Here is a 21,780-nt window from a genome sequence, read left to right as displayed (position 1 = left end):
GGCCCGGAGGAGAGATCATGTCACGCGCGCTGATCGTCATCGGCCTGCTGCTGGTCGCCACCGGGCTGCTGTGGCCCTGGCTCGGTCGGCTGCCCCTGGGGCAGCTACCGGGCGATATCCTGATCCGCCGCGGCCACACCACCTTCTACTTTCCCCTCACCACCATGCTGCTGATCAGCGCCATACTGACGCTGCTGCTGTGGCTTTTCCGACGTTGACGCGTTATCGACGTTATTCATCGCTTCCATCGATTGCATGTCGGGGTCGGCAACGCTAGGCTGCGCGCCCTTTAACCCAACCCTGACGAGAGAGCGAACGACCATGGAGCATGCCGGTTTCGACCTGGCGATGATCGGCCTGCTGGCGCTGATCTGCCAATGGCTCGCCTGGCAGCTGAAGCTGCCCGCCATCCTGACGCTGCTGGTCGCCGGTATCGCCGCCGGTCCGGTCACGGGCCTGCTGAATCCCGACGCCCTGTTCGGCGAGTTGCTGTTCCCGCTGGTCTCGCTGGCGGTGGCGGTGATCCTGTTCGAGGGCAGCCTGACGCTGAACTTTCGCGAGCTGGGCGGCCACGGCCGCACGGTGCGCCGGCTGGTGACCTGGGGCGCGCTGATCACCGGCGTCATCGGCACGGTCGCGGCCCGGTTGCTGCTGGACCTCTCCTGGGAGATGGCCAGCGTGCTGGGCGCGCTGCTGGTGGTCACCGGCCCCACGGTGATCCTGCCGATGCTGCAGACGCTGCGCGCCCGCGAGCACCTGACCCAGATCCTGCGCTGGGAAGGCATCCTGATCGACCCCATGGGCGCCATCGGCGCGGTGCTGGTCTACGAGTTCGTGGCCCTGGGCTCCGGCGGCGAGGCGGCCACGCACACCCTGGCGCTGTTCGGCCAGACGGCGCTGATCGGCTTCGGCCTGGGCATCGCCGGCGGCTACTGCTGGGGCCTCATGCTCCGCCACCACTGGCTGCCCCACCAGCTGCACAGCTTCGGCACCCTGATGCTGATGCTGACGCTGTTCACCGTGTCCAATCAGCTGTTCCACGAGTCGGGCCTGCTGACGGTGACGGTGATGGGGGTGTGGATGGCCAACATGCGCGGCGTGCCCACCCGCCCCATCATCGAGTTCAAGGAAACCCTCTCGGTGCTGCTGATCTCCGGGCTGTTCCTGCTGCTCGCCGCCCGCCTCACCGTGGAGCAGCTGGCCCTGCTGAGCTGGCCGGCCTGGGTCTTCCTGCTGGTGCTGGTGGCCATCGCCCGGCCGCTGTCCGTGTGGCTGTGCACCCTGGGCAGCGGCCTGGCGTGGCGCGAGAAGACGCTGCTGGCGTTCATCTCGCCGCGCGGCATCGTGGCCGCCGCGGTGGCCTCGCTGTTCGCCCTGCGCCTGGAGGAGGAAGGCATGCCCGGCGCCGAGATGCTGGTGCCGGTGACCTTCCTGGTGATCATCAGCACCGTGGTCAGCCAGAGCCTGCTGTCGCGCCCCCTGGCCCGCTGGCTGGGCGTACAGCGCCCCTCGCCCAACGGCGTGCTGATCATCGGCGCCAACGCCGTGGCGCGCCAGCTGGCCTGCACCCTGCGCGACGCCGGCGTCAGCGTGGTGCTGGCCGACAGCAGCTGGGATGCCGTCCAGCTGGCCCGCAACGAGGGCCTGACCACCTACTACGGCGACCCGCTCTCCGAGCACGCCGCCCAGCACCTCGAGCTCAGCGGCATCGGCTACCTGCTGCCGATCTCGCCCTATCGCGAGCTCAACGACCTGGCGGCGCTGCACTTCGAGCACCTGCTGGGCCGTGACCGGGTCTTCCGCCTGGCGGTGGACGAGGGCCGGCGCGGCAACCGCCCCCAGGGCCAGGCGCTGGATCACCTGCCGCTGCTGTTCGGTCGCGACGTGACCTTTGCCAAGCTGTCGCGCCTGGTGGCGGAAGGCGGCGAGGTGCGCCTCGAGCGCTGCGGCGAGAAGTTCCGCATGGAGCCGCAGCGCCAGGCCCACGCCGGTCGCTGGCTGCCGATGCTGTGCATCGGCCCGGCCGGACGACTCAGGATAGCGACGGGCGAGACCGGCCTATCGCCCAAGCGCGGCGACACCCTGATCAGCCTGGTCTTCGCCGACTCGCCCAAGCACTCGCTGCAGACGGTGGCGAGCCCGATCTAGGCGCGATCTTCTCTGCTGCCCACCACGCAAACGGGGCCGCCCATCTGGGCGGCCCCGTTGCATTGGCGGCAGGTTCTCACGCTCAGCTGACAGGGCTGGCCTCGAGGCTCTCCTCGGCGTCGGCCACCAGGGCGAACTCCTCGTCGGCGGTCTTCGCCACCAGGGTGTTCCTGCTGTACAGGAAGAAGTAGGCCGCGCCGACCGCGAACAGCCCCAGGGTGTAGATGAAGGCCCGCGGATCGAAGGCATACACGCCGGACAGCGCCACCAGCGACAGCACCAGTGCCACGCCGGAGGTCAGGATGCCGCCGGGGGTCCGGTAGGGACGCGCCAGCTCGGGACGCTTCAGGCGCAGCAGGATATGGCTCAGCGCCATCAGCGCGTAGGACACGGTGGCTCCCACCACGGCCATGCCGAGGATCAGGTCGCCCTCGCCGCTCAGCGACGCCAGGAAGCCGAACATGCCCGGGACCACCAGCGCCCAGGTCGGCGCCTTGCGGCGGCTGGTCAGCGACAGCATCTTCGGCAGATAGCCGGCCCGGGACAGGGCGAACACCAGGCGGCTGTAGCCGTAGATGATCGAGAAGAAGGACGCGATGAGACCGGCCAGGCCCAGCACGTTGACCAGGGTCGCCAGCGTCGGATGATCGGCGGCCTTGAGCGCGTCGACCAGCGGCACGCCGCTCGCACCGATGGCACCGGCCCCGGCGGCACCCGCCAGCAGCACCACCACCAGCACCGCCGTGACCAGCAGGAACAGCATGGCGCCGATGATGCCGCGCGGCACGTCCCGAGCCGGATTCTTGGCTTCCTCGGCGGCCAGCGGCACGCCCTCCACCGCCAGGAACAGCCACATGCCGAAGGGCAGCGCGGCCCACACCCCGGCCCAGCCGAAGGGCAGGAAGGCGCTGGCGCCGGCGGCGTCGGTGGGCGCGATGTCGAACAGGTTGCCGGCATCGAAGACGCCGAACAGCGCCAGGGCGGTGGCCAGGATGGCGCACACCGCCAGGCCGCTGATCACCATCATCACCTTGAGCGCCTCGCCGGCGCCGCTCAGGTGGATGCCGATGAACACCGCGTAGAACAGCGCATAGACCGCGGGGCCGTTAATCCCCAACAGCTCCTCCACCGCGGCGCCGATGAAGATGACGATGGCCGCCGGCGCCAGGGCGTATTCGATCAGCACCGCCAGTCCGGTCAGGTAGCCGCCGGCCGGGCCCATGACCTGGCGGGCGAAGCTGTAGCCGCCACCGGCGGCGGGAATCGCCGCCGACATCTCGGCCAGCGACAGCACCAGGGCGAAGTACATCAGCCCCATCAGGCCGGCGGCGATGACGAAGCCGCCCCAGCCCGCCTCGGCGATGCCGAAGTTCCAGCCGGCGAAGTCGCCGGAGATCACGTAGGACACGCCGAGGCCGGCCAGCAGCAGCCAGCCGGCGCTGCCCTTCTTCAGCTGTCGTTTGGCCAGGTACTCCTGGTCCAGAGTCGCATCGTTCATCGGGTCACCTTTGCGCTGTTGTTATGAAATGGCGTTGTGAAATCGTGTCGTGAGGTCGTGTCGCGATGGAGGATGACGAGCACGGGGCCCGCCGATTCGGGGAGCTCGGGGGCCAAGGGCTCAGGAGGTCAGGAAGTTCTGGACGCCGCCCGAGGACTCGATGACGTCGTCCTGGGTGCGATCCTTGAGCCGTACGCCGGACAGGCCCCTGACCCTGGCCTCGCGCAGCAGGTACATCAGCCGCCGGCTGGCCTCGTCGAAGACGAAGCCCGCCGGGCGCACGTTGGAGATGCAGTTGCGGGCGGCATCGTTCAGCCCGACCCGCGGCCCCCAGGTCAGATAGAGGCCGAGGCTGTCCGGCGAGCTGAGGCCCGGCCGCTCACCGATCAGCACCAGCACTACCCGGGCGTTGAGGCTTTCGCCGATCTCGTCGCCGATCGCCACCCGACCCTGCTCGACCACCGTCAGCGGCGCCAGCGACCAGTCCTGGTCGTCCTCGGCCAGCTCCCGAGCCAGCGCCTCGAGGAAGGGCGGCGCGTTCTGCTGAACGGCCAGCGACGACAGCCCGTCGACCACGGCAATGGCCAGGTCGACGGCGGGTCGCGGCGCGTCGTTGGCCTGGGCCAGCCGCTCGCGGGAGGCGTCATCGAGGCGCCGTCCCAGGTCCGGACGCTGCAGGTAGGTCTCGCGATCGGCCGCCCGGCTGTGCAGGCGGTGGATTGGCTGACCGCCACTCAGGACGTCGAGGTCGCGGCACAGCGACTCGACGTCCAGCGGCAGATGCACGGCGTCCTGGGCGCGGGCATGGGCCAGCTGGAACTCCAACGAACGATGCGTGGGCAGGCTGGTGCCGGCACGGCCGAGGCCGATGCGCGCGTCGGTGAACTCGCGCAACCGATGCCAGGGGTTATCGGTGACGCCGTGAGTGGGGGTCGCATCGCTCATCGGGCACCTCCCTCGGGCAGGCGACTCAGCGGACGGGCGAAGGCGTCGGGCAGCCGGCCGCTGGGGCGATGGCGAGCCACGTCTTCGAAGATCGCCATCTCGTCGAGCCACTTCTCGAACTCCGGCGACGGCGACAGGTCGAGCACCCGGCGCGCATAGAGGGCGTCGTGGAAGGAGGTGGTCTGGTAGTTGAGCATGATGTCGTCCGAGCCGGGGATGCCCATGATGAAGGTGCAGCCCGCCGCGCCCAGTAGGGTCAGCAGGTTGTCCATGTCGTTCTGATCGGCGTCGGCGTGGTTGGTGTAGCAGATGTCGCAGCCCATGGGCACGCCGAGCAGCTTGGCGCAGAAGTGATCCTCGAGACCGGCGCGGATGATCTGCTTGCCGTCGAACAGGTACTCGGGGCCGATGAAACCGACCACGGTGTTGACCAGCAGCGGCTCGAAGTGGCGAGCCACGGCGTAGGCGCGGGCCTCGCAGGTCTGCTGGTCGAGGCCGTGATGGGCGTTGGCGGACAGCGAGCTGCCCTGCCCGGTCTCGAAGTACATGACGTTGTCGCCCACGGTGCCGCGCTTGAGGCTGCGGGCGGCGTCCCGCGCCTCGCCGAGAGTGGCGAGATCGAAGCCGAAGCTCTCGTTGGTGGCCTGGGTACCGCCGATGGACTGGAACACCAGGTCCACGGGGGCACCCTGCTCGATCGCCTCCAGGGTGTTGGTGACGTGGGTCAGCACGCAGGACTGGGTGGGAATCGCGTACTTCTGGATCACCTCGTCCATCAGCGTCATCAGCTTGACGCTCTGGGCGACGTTGTCGGTGGCCGGGTTGATACCGATCACCGCGTCGCCGTTGCCGTAGAGCAGGCCGTCGAGAATGCTGGCGGCGATGCCGGTGGCGTCGTCGGTGGGATGATTGGGCTGCAGCCGGGTGGAGAGCCGCCCCGGCAGGCCGATGGTGTTGCGAAAGGCGGTGGTCACCCGGCACTTGCGGGCGACGAGAATGAGGTCCTGGTTGCGCATGATCTTGCTCACCGCAGCCGCCATCTCGGGGGTGATGCCGGCACGCGCCCGGACGATCGCCTCGGGCGTGGCGAGATCGCTCAGCAGCCAGTTGCGGAAGTCGCCCACCGTCAGGTGTCGAATCGGCGCGAAGGCGGCGGCGTCGTGGGTATCGACGATCAGGCGGGTGATCTCGTCCTCGCCGTAGGGCACCAGATGGTCCTCAAGGAAGGTCGACAGCGGCAGCTCCGCCAGCGCCATCTGGGCCACCACCCGCTCCTCGGCGGAGTCGGCGATGACGCCGGCCAGCCGGTCGCCGGAGCGGGCCGGCGTGGCCTTGGCCATCAGCTCGGCGAGACTCGCGAAGTGATAGCGCCGATTTCCCAGCGTATGGTGATAGGCCTTGGCCATGAGCGTCTCCATGTCGAGCGTTCGGGCCGCCGCGAGGCGCCGGAACGGAACGAATGTTGCTTCATGCAAGAGTAACGAGGGCGCCAAGGCCGGCGTTATCGATTTTCGGCAAAAGCCAATAGTTCAATTCAAACAACAACTTACCCCATAGAGCACCGTGAAGGGCCGGGGCAGAAGGAGTGACGCCGCGTGTCACAGACGATTCGAACCGCCGAGAGTGCACCAAGGAAGTGCATGTGGGAGGCATGGGACGCCAACGAGCACGCCCACAACCTGACCGACTGGTCCCAGGAATATGACCAGTTCGGCCAGGGCGGCTTCTACGGCCGCATCGACGAGATCCACCTGCCGGCGATGCAGGTGTTCAAGGAATACACCAGCCATGCGCTGGGCCAGCAGTGCAACGTCTGGCCCGACTCGCTGTGGATCGGCATTCCGGCCGACACCGGAGACTGCCGCATCAACGGCCACCGGGTCGGGGAGCGGGAGATCATGTGCCAGCCCGGCGGCCACGACTTCGAGCTGGTCACTCCGGATGCGTTCGGCATCTACGGGCTGGTGGTCGGCCGCGACTGGCTGGCCCGGGCAGGCGGCGAGGCGGCGCGCCCGCTGCTGGACGCCGATCCGGAGCGGCTGATGCGCCTGCAGCTGCCGCGCCAGACGCGCCAGGCCACGACCTTCCTGATCGAGCGCCTGCTGGGCCTCAAGGGCGAAGGGCTCGAGGCCCAGGTGCATCAGGACATCCTCGGCCTGGCGCTGCAGGAGATCCTGCGCGAGGAAACGCCCAACACCGAGCGCCCGCCCAGCTATCGCCACCGCCGCCAGGTCGTGGATCGCGTCCGCGACCACCTGGAGAGCGGCGCGACGCCGCCGGTCAGCCTCGATGAACTGTGCGAGATCGCCCACGTCAGCCAGCGCACCCTGCGCTACAGCTTCACCAGCATCCTCGGGGTGAGCCCCATCCAGTTCCTGCGCCTGACGCGGCTCAACCGCGTCCGCCGTCGCCTGAGCGAGCCGGACGACGCCACCACGGTGAGTCAGGCGGCCGCCGACTGGGGCTTCTACCACCTGGGGCAGTTCGCCCGGGACTACCGCCGGCTGTTCGGCGAATCCCCCTCCGCCACCCTGGCCCGGCACCGCCACTGACGCAGCGGCACGCCCTGAAACGACGACGCCCCCGGCAATTCAGCGCCGGAGGCGTCGTGCTGCGTCGAAGACGCGCTAGTAGAACAGCCGACGCAGCGCCTCGCCGGGGTCGTCCTCGCGCATGAAGGCCTCGCCCACCAGGAAGCCGTGGACGTCGTGCTCGCGCATGCGCAGCACGTCGTCGCGGCTGTGGATGCCGGACTCGGTGACCACGGTGACGCCGGCGGGAATGCGCGGCAGCAGGTCCAGGGTGGTCTCGAGGCGGGTCGCGAAGGTATGCAGGTCGCGGTTGTTGATGCCGACCAGCGAGAGGTCCAGCGCCAGAGCGCGCTCCAGCTCGGCGGCATCGTGGACCTCGACCAGCACGTCCATGCCGAGCTCGGTGGCCTGGCGATGCAGGTCGGCCAGTTGGGCGTCGTCCAGGGCGGCGACGATCAGCAGGATGCAGTCGGCGCCGATGGCCCGCGCCTCGCTGACCTGGTAGCCATGGGTGATGAAGTCCTTGCGGATCACCGGCAGCGAGCAGGCCTCCCGGGCCTCGACCAGGAAGTCCTCGTGACCCTGGAAAAAGTCGACATCGGTGAGCACCGACAGGCAGGCGGCCCCGCCGGCGGCATAGCTGGCGGCGATCTCGGCCGGACGGAAATCCTCGCGAATCACGCCCTTGGAGGGCGAGGCCTTCTTGACCTCGGCGATCACCGCCGGGTCGCCGTCACGCATGCGCGCGTCCAGGGCGGCCACGAAGCCGCGCGGCGCGGACTGAAGGCCGGCCAGGCGCAGCAGCTCGTCCTCGGACACGGCCTGGCGGCGCTCGGCGACCTCGGCGTCCTTGTGCGCCAGGATGCGGGTCAGGATGGTCGGAGTAGCGTTGGATGCGGTCATCGATGGATCCTGGGCGGGTGACTACTGAGCGAAGACGCGAGTGAAGTTGGCCAGCTCCCTGAGCTTCTCGCGGGCCAGCTTGCAGTCCTGGGCGTCCTGCGCCAGGGCCACGCCTTCCTTGAGGGTATCGGCGACGTCGGCGGCATACAGTGCCGCGCCGGCGTTGAGCGCCACGATGTCGGCCGCCGGGCCCTCGCCGATCAGCGCCTGCTCCACCAGCCGCAGGCTGTCCTCGGCGGTCTTGACCTTGAGGGCGTCGAGGTCGTGGCGGGCGATGCCGAAGTCCTCGGGGGCGATGGTGTACTCGTGGATCTCGCCGTCCTTGAGTTCGGCGACCCGGGTCGGTGCGGCCAGCGAGATCTCGTCGAGGCCGTCCTCGGCGCACACCACCAGCACGTGCTCGCTGCCCAGGCGCCTGAGCACCTCGGCCATCAGCGGCACCAGCTCGGCGGAATAGACGCCGAGCAGCTGGCGGCGGGCACCGGCCGGGTTGGTCAACGGGCCGAGGATGTTGAACAGGGTGCGCACGCCCATCTCGCGCCGCGCGGTGATCGCATGGCGCATGGCGGGATGGTGGTTGGGGGCGAACATGAAGCCGACGCCCACGTCCTCGATGCAGCGCGCCACCTGGTCGGCGTTCAGGTCGAGGCCGATGCCGGCCACGGCGAACAGGTCGGCGCTGCCCGAAGACGACGACACCCCGCGGTTGCCGTGCTTGGCCACGTGGGCGCCGGCGGCGGCGGCGACGAAGCTCGAGGCGGTGGACACGTTGAACAGGTTGGCGCCGTCACCGCCGGTGCCGACGATGTCGACGACGTTCTCGGCGTGCAGCGTGACCGGCGACATCAGCTCGCGCATCACCTGGGCGGCGGCGCTGATCTCCTCGGGGGTCTCGCCCTTCATCGCCATGCCCATCAGGAAGGCGGCGATCTGGGCGTCGCTGGCCTCCCCGGTCATGATGGCGGTCATCAGCGCATGGGTCTGGTCGAAGCTCAGGTTCTCGTGGCGCATCAGGGCACCAAGGGCTTCCCGCATCTGCATGGCCGTCGTCTCCTTGTGGCAGTGGCAGCGATTCAGCGACGCTTGAGAAAGTTGGCCAGAAGCTCGTGGCCCTGGCGGGTCAGGATCGATTCCGGGTGGAACTGGACGCCTTCGATGTCGAGCTCGCGATGGCGCATGCCCATGATCAGCCCCGGGGTCACATCGTCCTCGTCGGTCCAGGAGGTGATCTCCAGGCAGTCCGGCAGGCTGTCGCGATCCACCACCAGCGAATGGTAGCGGGTCACCTCCAGCGGGTCCTCGAGGCCCTCAAACACGCCGAGGCCGGTGTGGCGAATGCGCGAGGTCTTGCCGTGCATCACCTGCGGTGCGCGGCCCACCCGGCCGCCGAACACCTGCCCGATGGCCTGGTGACCCAGGCAGATGCCGAGGATCGGCAGGCGGCCGGCGAAATGGCGGATCGCCTCCATGGAGATGCCTGCCTCGTTGGGCGTGCAGGGGCCCGGCGAGACCACCAGATGGCTGGGCGCCAGCGCCTCGATCTGCTCCAGGGTGATGGCATCGTTGCGATGGGTCACCACCTCGGCGCCGAGCTCCCCCAGGTACTGCACGACGTTGAAGGTGAAGCTGTCGTAATTGTCGATCATCAGCACGGACATGGCGATAGAGTCCTTGATTTTACAGTGGTTTCTATTTTCGGGTTCTATTCGTTACCCAGGATCTTATCCAGATCGTTCGCGGTACCTGCGCCAGCCGTACAGGGATCAATAGACACAAAAATGCCGCCCTGGCGGCGGCATTTTCTTCGGTCGCAAGCGTGCCGCCCCTTCGCTCAGGAGCGCCACCACGCCATCGGGCCGAATGTCTGATCGGATATGTTCATGCTCGTCATAGTGCTCGCCGCCGGCCGACCCTGTCAAGATGCCCGGGCCCCGGAGTGACGGGGCCTCGCGCGCGTTCGAGAGGCGTCTGTTCGAGAGGCGCTGGCTCGAGCCGACCTCACTCGAGATTGTCCAGGCCACGCTCGGCCATGGCCACGGCGCGGAACAGCGCCCGCCCCTTGTTGAGGGTCTCCTGCCATTCCATCTCGGGCACGGAATCGGCCACCACGCCGGCGCCGGCCTGGACGTGCAGCTCGCCGTCCTTGATCACCGCGGTGCGAATGGCGATGGCGGTGTCCATGTTGCCGTGCCAGGACAGGTAACCCACGGCGCCGGAGTAGACGCCACGCTTGACCGGCTCCAGCTCGTCGATGATCTCCATGGCACGGATCTTCGGCGCCCCGGACAGCGTGCCCGCCGGGAAGGTGGCGCGCAGCGCGTCCATGGCGGTCAGCCCGGGCCGCAGCCTTCCGGTGACCTGGGACACGATGTGCATGACGTGGGAGTAGCGCTCGACGGCCATGTTGTCGGTGACGGTCACCGAGCCGGTCTCGCAGATGCGGCCCACGTCGTTGCGCCCCAGGTCGATCAGCATCAGGTGCTCGGCGCACTCCTTGGGGTCGTTCAGCAGGTCGGCCTCGAGCGCCTGATCCTCGGCCTCGGTGCGTCCGCGCACCCGAGTGCCGGCGATCGGGCGCACGGTGACCTCGCCCTCCTCGAGGCGGGTCAGAATCTCCGGCGAGGAGCCCACCACCTGATGATCGCCCAGGTCGAAGTAGAACATGTAGGGCGAGGGGTTGAGACTGCGCAGCGCGCGGTACAGATCCAGCGGCGGCGCCTGATAGGGAATCGACATGCGCTGGGAGGGCACGCACTGCATGATGTCGCCGGCCAGCACGTATTCCTTGATCGTCTCCACCGCCGACTTGAAGCCGGCCTCGGTGAAACCGGAGGTGAAGTGCCCCTCCTCCACCGCCCGGCCGCCGGTGCCGGGGCTGCGGGCGTCGAGCACCGCCCCGCGCAGCTGCTCCTCGAGGGCGTCGAGGCGCGCCACGGCGCGCTCGTAGGCCTCGGGCTCGGCCGGATCGGCGTGGGTCCACAGCGTCAGCCGCCCGGAGAGATTATCGAACACCACCAGGTCGTTGCAGACCATCAGCAGGATATCGGGCACGCCGATGGGATCGGGCTTTTCCACTCCGCTCAGGCGCGGTTCGATATAGCGGATGGTGTCGTAGCCGAAGTAGCCCACCAGGCCGCCGTCGAAGCGCGGTTGATCGTCCAGGCGCGGCACCTTGAAGCGCGCCTGGAAGGCCTCGATCCAGGCCAGCGGGTCCTCGACCTCGGTCACGCCCTGGGCCTCGCCGTCGATGACGTGCGTGACCTGGAAGCCACGCACCTCGATGCGCTCCTGGCACGGCAGGCCGATGATCGAGTAGCGGCCCCACTTCTCGCCGCCCTGCACGGATTCCAGCAGGAAGGTCCAGGGCGCGTCGGCGAGCTTGAGGTAGGTGGACAGCGGCGTGTCGAGATCGGCCAGCACCTCGCGGGTGACCGGGATGCGGTTGTAGCCGGACTCGGCCAGGGACTGGAAGCGTTCGGGGGTCATCATGGGCCCGTATCCTCGATATCAGGGTGTGCGACGGTGAGCGGGGACGGTCGACCCGAAGGGCGCCGTCTCAGGCAGCGGGCGTCACCATCGCCAGCCGCCGAGCATGCCGGTGGCACGGGGAAGGCGGAAGACAATCGAGGATACGGAAAAGGCCGGCATGATGCGGAGTTCCATCGGCAGTGGCGGAATCGCATATAACGAAAAATAATCAATAATTACATCGTTATAGCGCAACTCGATTCACATTAAACGAGTTGTGCCAGCGATTCAACCGTCGCATCCGGCCCGCTCGCCGCCACCGGCTCGCCGTGATTGTAGCCGTAGGGCACGGCCAGGGTACGGAAGCCCGCCGCCCGGCCCGCGGCGATGTCGTGGCGCGAATCGCCGACCATCAGGCAGCGGCCGGGGGCCACGTCGAAGCGCTCGGCGGCGTGGATCAGCGGCAGCGGATCGGGCTTTCGGCGCGGCAGACTGTCGCCGCCCAGGCACAGCGAGAAATGCTCGGCGATGCCGGTGGCCTCGAGGATCGGCGCGATGAAGGCCTCGGGCTTGTTGGTCACCAGCACCAGCCGCCGGCCGCTGGCGGAGAGCCCCTCCAGCGCCTCGCGCACGCCGGAATACAGGCGAGTTCGCGCGCAGGGCGCCTCGCCGTAGCGCGCCAGGAAGCCCTCGTGAGCGGTGTCCAGAAACGCCTGGGCCGGCGCCTCGCCCAGGGCGTCGGTCAGGGCGCGCTCCACCAGCACCCGCGAGCCGTTGCCGACCCAGTCGCGCACCTTGTGCTCGCCGGCCGCGGGGAGTGCCAGATCGACCAGGGCGGCATCCACCGCCGCGGCGAGATCGGGCACCGAATCGACCAGGGTGCCGTCCAGGTCGAAGGCGACCAGGGTGATGCCTTCCAGGCAAGCGTGCATGGGCGCGTCTCTCCCTTCCATTGTCTGCATGTCCTTGAGGCCGGCGCTCGCCGGCCACCCCGAGATCATGCATGTAATATTACGAGAAAATACCGTTTTTTTCCCTGTCGCCCATAGGCAGACGCCGGTCGCAGCGTTATGCTAAGGCCAGCCGTTGCCGACTACAGGGCATGTCCCCTACCTCGGCCGGACGCCAACGACGACCGCCGTGACGCCCGACCGCCGTATCGAGGCCTGAGCCCTGACCTGGGCAACTCTTTGCCACGTCCCTTTACGCATTCAGTCAGGAGTCTTCATGACACTACCACGCATCGTGGTGGTCGGCGGAGGTGCGGGCGGACTCGAGCTGGTGACCCGGCTCGGCCGCAAGCTCGGCAAGCGCAAGCGCGCCGAGATCGTACTCGTCGATCGCAACCCCACCCATATCTGGAAGCCTCTGCTTCACGAAGTCGCCACCGGGGCACTGGATTCCGGGCTCGATGAAATTTCCTACCAGGGCCACGCCCGCGCCCACGGCTATCAGTTTCAGCTCGGCACCCTGACCGACCTCGACCGCGAAGCACGCACCCTGACCCTGGCGCCGGTGCTGGACGACGACGGCGAAGAAGTCCTCCCCGCCCGCACCCTTCCCTACGACGAACTCGTGCTCTCCCTGGGCAGCGTCAGCAACGACTTCGGCACCCCCGGCGTCGCCGAGCACTGCCACTTCCTCGACAGCCCCCATCAGGCCGAGCTGTTCCGCCAGTCGATGCTCAACGCCTTCCTGCGCTACAACACCGCCTGCGAGCCCTCGGCGAAAATGGTGGTCGGCATCATCGGCGCCGGCGCCACCGGCGTGGAACTGGCTGCCGAGCTTTACGGCGCCTCCCAGATGCTCAACAGCTACGGCTTCACCACCCTGGACAGCGCCCATCTCGAGGTCCACCTGATCGAGGCCGCGCCCAAGGTGCTGCCCGCGCTGCCCGAGCGCATCAGCGGCGCCGTTCACGCCGAGCTGGAACGCCTGGGCGTCAACGTTCACGTCGGCACCCGCGTCACCGAGGTCAACGACGAGGCCATCATCACCGCCGACGGCGAGCGCATCGATATCGACCTCGGCGTCTGGGCGGCCGGCATCAAGGCGCCGGCACTGCTTTCGGAGCTCGGGATGTCCACCGAGCGCAACCATCGCCTCAAGGTCGACGCCACGCTCCAAAGCCTCGACGACGAGCACGTCTTCGCCTTCGGCGACTGCGCCAGCTGCCCCCAGGCGGACGGCTCCACGGTGCCGCCGCGGGCCCAGGCCGCCCACCAGCAGGCCGATCGCCTGTACAAGAACCTGCTGGCCCGGCTGGACGACAAGCCGCTCAAGCCGTTCGTGTTCCGCGACCGCGGCTCGCTGATCTCGCTGGCCCATTTCGACGCCATCGGCAGCCTGATGCGCGGCGCCTCGGCGCGCAGCCTGTTCATCGAGGGCCACCTGGCCAAGTTCTTCTACGCCTCGCTCTACCGCATGCACCAGCGGGCGATTCACGGCGCGCTGAAGACCGGCCTGATGGTCGTCGTCGACGGACTGAACCGGTTCCTCAAGCCGCGCCTGAAACTCCATTGAGACAGTGAACACCGCCTGAAACGACACGGGCCCCGGCAAATGCCGGGGCCCGTGTCGTTTTCGAGCATGCAGATCGGCGCGTGAGACTCAGCGCTCGAGGCTCGCCTCGCCGTCCTTCTCGGGATGGTGATAGACGTGCACGTCGCGCTGCGGGAAGGGAATGCTGATGCCCTCGGCGTCGAAGCGGCGCTTGATCTCCTCGGTCATCTCCCAGTAGACGCTCCAGTAGTCCGCGGCCTTGACCCAGGGACGCACGATCCAGCTGACGGAGGAGTCGCCCATGGCGCTCATGCGGATGTTGGGCGCGGGCTCGGCCAGCACGCGGGGATCGTCGGCCACCACGCCTTCCAGCACCCGACGCACGACATCGATATCGTCGTCGTAACCGACCCCGACCACCAGGTCCACCCGGCGGGTGTCGTGGCTGGAATAGTTGGTGATGGCGCCGCTCATCATCTGGCCGTTGGGCACGATGATCTTGCGGTTGTCCGCGGTCTTCAGCTCGGTGGTGAAGATCTGCACGTCGTCGATGGTACCGGCCACGCCGCCGGCCTCCACGTAGTCGCCGATCTTGTAGGGGCGGAAGATGATCACCAGCACGCCGGCGGCGAAGTTGGCCAGCGAGCCCTGCAGCGCCAGCCCCACCGCCAGACCGGCGGCACCGATCACCGCGATCAGCGAGGTGGTCTGGATGCCGACCTGGCTGATCGCCGCCAGCACCACGAAGATCATCAGCAGCGCATAGAGGATGTTGCCCAGGAACTTGACCAGCAGCGGGTCGAGATTGCCACGCTGCATGGCCTTGACGCTGAGCGAATGCAGCAGCTTCACCACCCAGCGGCCGACCACGAAGATGGCCAGTGCCGCCACCAGATTGACGGCCAGGTTCGTGCCCTGAAACTGCACGAAGTCGATGATTCCTTGAAGGTCCATAGGCTCTCCCTGTCATGTTGGGGCCATGTCGGAGGTCGCGACGGCGCCCGGCCGACGCTATCGACACAGCCTAGGGGAAGGATTCCCCGCTTGCCCGAATGGCGTGCCGCTCGGCCAGCCAACGGCGCTTGGCCGCGGGGCTGAGACGTTTCATCGCCGCCTCGCGGCGCAGTGCCTCGCCGCGTTCGCCGATGCATTCGTGATATACCAGATGCAACGGGCCCTTGCCACGCAGGGCCTTGGCGCCCCGACCGGCGCGATGCTCGGCGAGGCGCCGCGTCACGTCGGTGGTGATGCCGGTGTAGAGCGCCCCGGCCGCCGTCTCGATCAGGTAGAGATGCCAGCGCGGGGCGGCCTGGTCCGTCACGCTCAGGCCTCGGCCAGGGCGCGACGGAAGTCGGCGATGATGCCGTCGTAGCGGTTCGGATCGGCCTCGTTGCGGGCCTTGAACACCGCCGAGCCGGCGACGAAGGTGTCGGCACCGGCGCGGGCGATCTCGGCGATGTTGTCGACCTTGACCCCGCCGTCGATCTGCAGGCGAATCGGGCGACCCGAAGCATCGATGCGACGGCGCGCCTCGCGCAGCTTGTCGAGGGTGCCGGGAATGAACGACTGGCCGCCGAAGCCCGGATTGACGCTCATCAGCAGCACCATGTCGACCTTGTCCATCACGTAGTCGAGATACGACAGCGGCGTGGCCGGATTGAACACCAGGCCGGCCTGGCAGCCGCCGTCGCGGATCAGCTGAAGCGAGCGGTCGATGTGCTCCGAGGCCTCGGGATGGAAGGTGATGTAGCTGGCGCCGGCGTCGATGAAATCGCCGATCAGCCGATCCACCGGCTTGACCATCAGATGGGCGTCGATGGGGGCGGTCACGCCGTGCTTGCGCAGCGCCTCGCAGACCATCGGGCCGATGGTCAGGTTGGGCACGTAGTGATTGTCCATGACGTCGAAGTGCACGATGTCGGCGCCGGAGGCGAGCACGTCGTCGACCTCCGCGCCGAGGCGGGCGAAATCGGCGGAGAGAATCGAGGGGGCAAGCTTGAAGTCGGTCGTCGAATCGCTCATGGGAACGGGGTCCTGTCGGGTCACGGTCATGTGGACGGCATTCTAACAGCATCGCGCGCTCTCGCCTTGCACCCCGGCCGCACGCCTTCGATAGTGAAGGCTCCACTTCGCGACACGGAGACGTCCATGCGAATCCCCGCCCTGCCCCATCTTGCTCTGCCCCGTACCCTCGGCACCGGCGTACTGGCCGCCGCGCTGCTGGCCCCTCAGCTCGCCGCCGCTCAGTCGGCCATCCTCGAGGGCGAACGCTTCCATCCCGAGGTCGGCGAACACGGCATGGTGGCGACCAGCCACTTCCTGGCCTCCCGGGTGGCCCACGACGTGCTCGCCGAGGGCGGCAACGCCGTCGACGCCGCCGTCACCGCGGGCTTCGCCCTGGCGGTGACCCAGCCTCGCTCGGGCAACATCGGCGGCGGCGGCTTCATGCTGATCTCCGACGAGGACAGCGGCGAGGTGATCGCCATCGACTATCGCGAGACCGCCCCGGCCGCCGCCACCGAGACCATGTTCCAGGACGAGGACGGCAACGCCGTCGCCGAGTGGTCGCGCTTCACCCACCGCGCCGCCGGCGTGCCGGGCACCGTGGCCGGCCTGTCACTGGCGCTCGAGAAGTACGGCACCCTGAGCCTGGCCGAGGCGCTGGCGCCGGCGATCCGCCTGGCCGAGGACGGCTTCACGGTGCCCCAGCGCTTCGTCGACGGCGTGGCCGAGGCCGGCGAGCGCCTGACGAAATGGGACGCCACCAAGGCGATGTTCTACAAGGAGGACGGCAGCCCCTACGAAGCGGGCGAGACCTTCCGCCAGCCGGACCTGGCGGCGACGCTCAAGCGCCTCGCCGAGCAGGGCGCGCGGGAGTTCTACGAGGGCGAGACCGCCGAGCTGATCGTCGCCGAGATGCAGCGCCACGACGGCCTGATCACCCGCGAGGACCTGGCCGGCTACCAGCCGGTGATTCGCGAGCCGAGCCACGGCACCTACCGCGGCTACGACGTCTACGCCATGAGTCCGCCCTCCTCCGGCGGCGTGCATATCGTCGAGATCCTCAACGTCCTCGAGGCCTATGACATCGGCGGCATGGGCTTCGGCGCCGCCGACACCATGCACCTGATGGCGGAGGCCATGAAGCGTGCCTATGCCGACCGCGCCGAGTATCTGGGCGACACCGACTTCGTCGACGTGCCGCTCGAGGGCCTGACCTCCGAGGCCTACGCCGACGAGCTGCGCGAGCAGATCGCCATCGACCGCGCCACGCCGAGCGCCGAGATCGCCGCCGGCGACCCGGTGCCCTACGAATCCAACGAGACCACCCACTTCTCGATCGCCGACGACGACGGCCTGGCGGTCTCCAACACCTACACCATCAACTTCAGCTACGGCTCGGGCATCGCCGTGGACGGCGCCGGCTTCCTGCTCAACAACGAGATGGACGACTTCTCCGCCAAGCCCGGCGTGCCCAACGCCTACGGCCTGATCGGCGGCGAAGCCAACAAGATCGAGCCCGGCAAGCGCATGCTGTCGTCGATGACGCCGACCATCGTCAAGCGCGACGGCGAGAACTTCCTGATCACCGGCAGCCCCGGCGGCTCGCGGATCATCACCACCACCCTGCAGGTGCTGATGAACGTGATCGACCACGGCATGAACATCCAGTCGGCGGTCGCCGCCCCGCGCCTGCACCATCAATGGCTGCCCGACGAGCTGCGCGTCGAGGCCGGCTTCAGCCCAGACACCCTGTCGCTGCTCGAGGCCCGCGGCCACACCATCAGCCAGCAGTCGGCGATGGGCGCGGCCCAGTCGATCGTGATCGACGACGGCCGCTTCTACGGCGGCGCCGACCCGCGCCGCTCCACCTCCTCGGCGATGGGACTCTAGTCCGCCCCTCGGCCGCGCCACCGCTCGGCGGCACGGCCGTTCGCCGGCGTGATCCGCGTCGAGAAGAATCGCTATACTCGGGCCTTCGCGATCGACAAGGAGACCGCCCATGACGACTCGACGCCTTCTCGGCCTCGGCCTGGTGCTGCTGGCCACGAGCTGGCTCGCCGGCTGCGCCGGCCCCCACTATCTGACGCCGGATCCCAAGCGCAGCGTCCAGGTGCCGGCCACCGGCAACGGCCAGGAGGTCAGCGTGACCGCCCGGGACACGCGCCAGGACGCGGTGATCGGCACCCGTTCCGGCAGCGCCGGCTCCACGGCGGTGGTGATCGTCGACCCGGGCGAACTGACGCCCCGCCTGCAGGCCGAGGCCGAGCGCGCGGTGCGCGACATGGGCTTCCAGCCCGTGCGCGGCGCCGCATCGGGCCGACCCAGCCTGACGCTGACCCTGAAGCGGCTCGACTACGGCCGCGGCGATGCCCCGCCGATGGTCGGCAGCGTGCGCCTGACGGCGGTGCTGGAAGCCAAGGCCCAGAACGACGGCACCACCTATACCGGCAGCTACACCGCGCGGCGCACCCAGCAGTACGCGGTGAAGCCGGATCGCGAGGCCAACCAGGCGATGATCGAGGAGCTGCTCTCCGACGCGCTGAACCGCGCCTTCCGCGACCCGGAGCTGGCCGGCCTGCTGGCGCGCTGATCGCGCCTCCCTCGTCACCGCCACAACGCCCCGCCCCGTCGGCGCAACGCCGACGGGGCGGATGGTGAACCGTGCGATCAGTCGCCGCGGGGGCCGCGTCGGGTCAGCGACCAGACGCTCTCGCGAAAGCCGCTGCCCGGTTCGGGCTCGCCATCGGCCAGATGGACGAGTTCGAAGTTGGGCGCGAACAGCTCGCGTATCTCGTCGGCGTCGACGCTGAAGGGCGGGCCGCCCTCGTCGCCGGAAGCGCGGGTCAGGCCGATCAAGAGCCCCTGACTGCCGGGCGGCAGCAGCTGGGCCAGGTGGAAGGCGTAGCGCTGGCGGGTCGCCTCGGGCAGCGCGATCAGCGCCGCCCGGTCATAGAAGGCGCCCACCTCGGCGGCGGCCTCGATATGGAAGTGGAAGAAGTCGCCGCGCCACAGCTCCACGTTGCCCTGGCGGCTGATATCGAAGCCGTCGCCGCGGTAGCGGGAGACCTCGCCCTCGCCTTCGGCCAGGAACTGCTCGACGGCCTGATCGGCCAGTTCGATGCCCAGCACCGGGTGCCCCTCACCGGCCAGCCAGCGCATATCCAGGCTCTTGCCGCATAGCGGCACCAGCACCTTGGTGCCCGGCGCCACGCCCAGATCGGGCCAGTAGCGCACCAGGGCCGGATGCGTCTCGTGGCGGTGAAAGCCGATGCGTCCCTCGCGCCAGCGGGCGAGCCATTCGTTGTCCATGGTCGCGCCTCAGAACCAGCGGTCGCGCTTGCGGCGACGACGCGGCAGGTGCGGCACGATCAGGCCCACCAGCAGGCCGGCCCCGGCCACCCCGCCGCCGTACATGAAGTAGCGCATCAGCAGGTCTTCCTCCTGGGTATCGAGTCGCGCCTGCAGCTCGCGCACGGTATCGCTGGCGTGCTCGCTTTCCGATTCCAGGGCCTGATTGCGCTGCTCTAGGTCGGCGATGCGCTGCTCGCGGGCGTCGAGGGTCTCGGTGAGCGAGGCCATGCGGCTCTCCCAGGTCTCGTTGATGCCGGAGAGCTCTTCGGAGAGATCCTGAACGCGCTTCTCCAGCGCGGGCAGCTGGACCTTGGCGCTGGGTTCACCCTGCAGGTCGCTCGAGGGCACCCAGACCACGTCGCCGCTCTGGCTGCGCACCCGGCTGTAGTCGCCCTGGGTGCCGAGCAGCTCGACCGGATCGCCCGCGGTCAGGGTGCCGACGATGCGATAGCCGTCGGTGGGGCCGCTGCGCACATAGGTGGTGAGGTCGCCGGAGACCCAGCGCGCATCGGCGTCCTGGGCATCGTCCTGCTGGGCCTGCGCCGGCAGGGCCAGGGCCCCGAGCAGTGCGCCCAGCGTCATCAGTGTCTTGTATCGTTGCATCGTCATGCGTCGTCCTGGCTGTCCAAGGCTCTGTGTCCGCCGCTCGCGGCGATGGTGGCCATCACCGGACCATCCCTGCCCGGTCGGCCGCAATGAGAGTGCGTCTCCGGATCATCCACAGCATCTGTGGACAAGTGCCGGGAAAACCGCTGGAAACCCTCGGCCAGGCGGCGTGGCTACCGATACGGCAGCATTTCGGTCATTTCCTGACCACCAAGCCGACCCGCCCGAAACCGACAAGGGTACCACAGCCCCGGGGGCCGGGCGTTGCGGCGCTCTGGCCCCGCCTCGACTGGGCGCGTATAATCCACGCTCTCAATCGGACGGCCCCGCCGGCCGCCTCTCCTGCGAACGAATATCCACCGGTGCAACGTCGGGCCACGGCGCCACGACCTATTCTTATGGCGAAGAAACTCTTCATCAAGACGCATGGCTGCCAGATGAACGAGTACGATTCCGCACGCATGGCGGATCTGCTCGGCGAATCCCACCAGCTGGAGCTCACCGACGACGAGCGCGACGCCGACGTCATCCTGCTCAACACCTGCTCGATCCGCGAGAAGGCCCAGGAGAAGGTCTTCCACCAGCTCGGCCGCTGGAAGAAGCTCAAGGAGGCCAACCCGGATCTGGTCATCGGCGTGGGCGGCTGCGTCGCCAGCCAGGAAGGCGAGGCACTGCGCAAGCGCGCGCCCCAGGTCGACATGGTGTTCGGTCCACAGACCCTGCACCGGGTACCGTCGATGCTCGACGCTCGCCAGGACAACCAGATCTCGGTAGTCGACGTGACCTTCCCCGAGGTGGAGAAGTTCGACCACCTGCCCAAGCCGAGCTCCGACGGCGCCACCGCCTTCGTCTCGGTGATGGAAGGCTGCTCCAAGTACTGCACCTTCTGCGTGGTGCCCTACACCCGCGGCGAGGAGGTCTCGCGGCCCTTCGAAGCGGTGATGGACGAGGTCATCCACCTGGCCGACCAGGGCGTGCGCGAGATCAACCTGCTGGGCCAGAACGTCAACGCCTACCGCGGCGAGAACCAGCTCGGCGAGGAGATCGACCTGGCCGAGCTGATCGCCTGCGTGGCGGCGGTGGAAGGCATCGACCGCATCCGCTTCACCACCTCGCATCCGGTGGAGTTCTCCGACAGCCTGATCGAGGCCTACGGCGAGATCCCGGAGCTGGTCAGCCACCTGCACCTGCCGGTGCAGGCCGGCTCCGACCGCATCCTCGCGGCCATGAAGCGCGGCCACACCGTCGAGGAGTATGTGGACAAGATGGAGCGCATCCGTGCGCTACGTCCGGACATCAGCTTCTCCTCGGACTTCATCATCGGCTTCCCCGGCGAGACCGAGGAGGACTTCGCGAACACCATGGACCTGATCGGTCGCATCGGCTTCGACGTCTCCTTCAGCTTCGTCTACTCGGCCCGCCCCGGCACCCCGGCCGCCGGCCTCGAGGACGACACCCCAGAGTCGGTCAAGAAGCAGCGCCTGGCGATCCTGCAGGAGCGCATCAACCAGCAGGCCATGCAGATCAGCCGCCGCATGGTGGGCACCGTCCAGCGCGTGCTGGTCACCGGCTTCTCGCCGAAGGACCCGGGCCAGCTGTCCGGCCGCACCGAGAACAACCGGGTGGTCAACTTCCGCGCGCCGAACCCCACCGAACTGATCGGCTACTTCGTCGACGTGGAGATCACCGAGGCGCTGCCCAACTCGCTGCGCGGCGACCTGGCCTCGCCGGAGCGTTTCTGACCCTTCCCTCCTCAGGCCGGGGACGATTCATGATCTCGCGAGCTAAGGCCAGACAAGGCGAAACCGTGAGAAGAAGCGCAGT

General features: G+C 68.4%; 20 protein-coding genes. 7 read left to right on the top strand and 13 right to left on the bottom strand.

Going from position 1 to position 21,780, the window contains the following annotated elements:
* Positions 1 to 17 precede the first annotated feature (17 nt).
* Positions 18 to 218, top strand: coding sequence for a DUF2905 domain-containing protein (locus MYL53_RS16550; protein WP_247855157.1), 201 nt, complete (start codon positions 18 to 20; stop codon positions 216 to 218).
* Positions 219 to 321: 103 nt separating this feature from the next.
* Positions 322 to 2,148 carry a cation:proton antiporter gene (locus tag MYL53_RS16545; protein WP_247855155.1) on the top strand — a complete coding sequence of 609 codons (1,827 nt, stop codon included), beginning with the start codon at positions 322 to 324 and terminating at the stop codon, positions 2,146 to 2,148.
* Positions 2,149 to 2,230: 82 nt separating this feature from the next.
* Here the strand turns inward: MYL53_RS16545 and eat are convergent, their stop codons facing one another.
* The 3 genes from eat to MYL53_RS16530 all read right to left on the bottom strand — a co-directional run bounded on the left by eat (position 2,231) and on the right by MYL53_RS16530 (position 5,997).
* A complete protein-coding gene (eat, locus tag MYL53_RS16540) occupies positions 2,231 to 3,646 on the bottom strand; it encodes an ethanolamine permease (RefSeq protein ID WP_247855154.1) in 1,416 nt (471 codons plus the stop codon).
* 120 nt (positions 3,647 to 3,766) lie between these two features.
* Entirely contained in the window at positions 3,767 to 4,591 is an 825-nt protein-coding gene (gene eutC, locus MYL53_RS16535; RefSeq protein ID WP_247855152.1) for an ethanolamine ammonia-lyase subunit EutC, read from the bottom strand.
* On the bottom strand, positions 4,588 to 5,997 hold the full coding sequence (locus MYL53_RS16530; protein WP_247855151.1) for an ethanolamine ammonia-lyase subunit EutB: 1,410 nt from the start codon (positions 5,995 to 5,997) through the stop codon (positions 4,588 to 4,590). The genes eutC and MYL53_RS16530 overlap by 4 nt, the downstream gene beginning before the upstream one ends.
* Before the next feature lie 234 nt (positions 5,998 to 6,231).
* On the opposite strand from MYL53_RS16530, the gene MYL53_RS16525 reads away from it, so the two are divergent.
* Entirely contained in the window at positions 6,232 to 7,143 is a 912-nt protein-coding gene (locus tag MYL53_RS16525) for a helix-turn-helix domain-containing protein (protein WP_247855150.1), read from the top strand.
* Between the two features lie 75 nt (positions 7,144 to 7,218).
* Here the strand turns inward: MYL53_RS16525 and trpC are convergent, their stop codons facing one another.
* From trpC to MYL53_RS16500, 5 genes are all read right to left on the bottom strand, one after another.
* A complete protein-coding gene (trpC, locus tag MYL53_RS16520; RefSeq protein WP_247855149.1) occupies positions 7,219 to 8,025 on the bottom strand; it encodes an indole-3-glycerol phosphate synthase TrpC in 807 nt (268 codons plus the stop codon).
* 21 nt (positions 8,026 to 8,046) lie between these two features.
* Entirely contained in the window at positions 8,047 to 9,066 is a 1,020-nt protein-coding gene (trpD, locus tag MYL53_RS16515) for an anthranilate phosphoribosyltransferase (protein WP_247855146.1), read from the bottom strand.
* 32 nt (positions 9,067 to 9,098) lie between these two features.
* The gene (locus tag MYL53_RS16510) at positions 9,099 to 9,683 is read right to left on the bottom strand and encodes an anthranilate synthase component II (RefSeq protein ID WP_247855145.1); all 585 of its coding nucleotides are present in this window, start codon (positions 9,681 to 9,683) and stop codon (positions 9,099 to 9,101) included.
* Between the two features lie 340 nt (positions 9,684 to 10,023).
* Positions 10,024 to 11,511: an anthranilate synthase component I gene (gene trpE / locus MYL53_RS16505; protein ID WP_247855181.1), complete on the bottom strand. Its 1,488-nt coding sequence runs from the start codon at positions 11,509 to 11,511 to the stop codon at positions 10,024 to 10,026.
* 248 nt (positions 11,512 to 11,759) lie between these two features.
* On the bottom strand, positions 11,760 to 12,425 hold the full coding sequence (locus tag MYL53_RS16500; RefSeq protein WP_247855142.1) for a phosphoglycolate phosphatase: 666 nt from the start codon (positions 12,423 to 12,425) through the stop codon (positions 11,760 to 11,762).
* A gap of 295 nt (positions 12,426 to 12,720) precedes the next feature.
* Here MYL53_RS16500 and MYL53_RS16495 point away from each other — a divergent pair, with 295 nt between their 5' ends.
* On the top strand, positions 12,721 to 14,016 hold the full coding sequence (locus MYL53_RS16495; RefSeq protein ID WP_247855140.1) for an NAD(P)/FAD-dependent oxidoreductase: 1,296 nt from the start codon (positions 12,721 to 12,723) through the stop codon (positions 14,014 to 14,016).
* Positions 14,017 to 14,103: 87 nt separating this feature from the next.
* On the opposite strand, the gene MYL53_RS16490 is transcribed toward MYL53_RS16495, so the two are convergent.
* The 3 genes from MYL53_RS16490 to rpe form a co-directional block, all read right to left on the bottom strand.
* A complete protein-coding gene (locus MYL53_RS16490; protein ID WP_247855138.1) occupies positions 14,104 to 14,949 on the bottom strand; it encodes a mechanosensitive ion channel family protein in 846 nt (281 codons plus the stop codon).
* Positions 14,950 to 15,019: 70 nt separating this feature from the next.
* Complete coding sequence (locus MYL53_RS16485; RefSeq protein ID WP_247855135.1) at positions 15,020 to 15,316, bottom strand: GIY-YIG nuclease family protein; 297 nt, start codon at positions 15,314 to 15,316, stop codon at positions 15,020 to 15,022.
* A gap of 2 nt (positions 15,317 to 15,318) precedes the next feature.
* Positions 15,319 to 16,017 (bottom strand): ribulose-phosphate 3-epimerase, encoded by a 699-nt coding sequence (gene rpe / locus MYL53_RS16480; RefSeq protein WP_247855133.1) that lies wholly within the window; start codon positions 16,015 to 16,017, stop codon positions 15,319 to 15,321.
* A gap of 126 nt (positions 16,018 to 16,143) precedes the next feature.
* Here rpe and ggt point away from each other — a divergent pair, with 126 nt between their 5' ends.
* Together ggt and MYL53_RS16470 are read left to right on the top strand one after the other, a co-directional pair.
* Entirely contained in the window at positions 16,144 to 17,889 is a 1,746-nt protein-coding gene (gene ggt / locus MYL53_RS16475; RefSeq protein ID WP_247855131.1) for a gamma-glutamyltransferase, read from the top strand.
* Positions 17,890 to 17,998: 109 nt separating this feature from the next.
* On the top strand, positions 17,999 to 18,589 hold the full coding sequence (locus MYL53_RS16470; RefSeq protein ID WP_247855129.1) for a YajG family lipoprotein: 591 nt from the start codon (positions 17,999 to 18,001) through the stop codon (positions 18,587 to 18,589).
* A gap of 77 nt (positions 18,590 to 18,666) precedes the next feature.
* On the opposite strand, the gene MYL53_RS16465 is transcribed toward MYL53_RS16470, so the two are convergent.
* Together MYL53_RS16465 and MYL53_RS16460 are read right to left on the bottom strand one after the other, a co-directional pair.
* The gene (locus MYL53_RS16465; protein WP_247855127.1) at positions 18,667 to 19,308 is read right to left on the bottom strand and encodes a class I SAM-dependent methyltransferase; all 642 of its coding nucleotides are present in this window, start codon (positions 19,306 to 19,308) and stop codon (positions 18,667 to 18,669) included.
* 9 nt (positions 19,309 to 19,317) lie between these two features.
* On the bottom strand, positions 19,318 to 19,959 hold the full coding sequence (locus MYL53_RS16460; protein ID WP_247855126.1) for a TIGR04211 family SH3 domain-containing protein: 642 nt from the start codon (positions 19,957 to 19,959) through the stop codon (positions 19,318 to 19,320).
* Positions 19,960 to 20,354: 395 nt separating this feature from the next.
* Between MYL53_RS16460 and miaB the strand changes: the two genes are divergently transcribed.
* Positions 20,355 to 21,698 (top strand): tRNA (N6-isopentenyl adenosine(37)-C2)-methylthiotransferase MiaB, encoded by a 1,344-nt coding sequence (gene miaB, locus MYL53_RS16455; protein WP_247855123.1) that lies wholly within the window; start codon positions 20,355 to 20,357, stop codon positions 21,696 to 21,698.
* Positions 21,699 to 21,780 lie beyond the last annotated feature (82 nt).

Origin of the sequence: Halomonas getboli, assembly GCF_023094245.1 — a bacterium.
Taxonomy (GTDB): Bacteria; Pseudomonadota; Gammaproteobacteria; order Pseudomonadales; family Halomonadaceae; genus Halomonas; species Halomonas getboli.
This window is presented reverse-complemented; position numbering and strand designations above follow the sequence as displayed.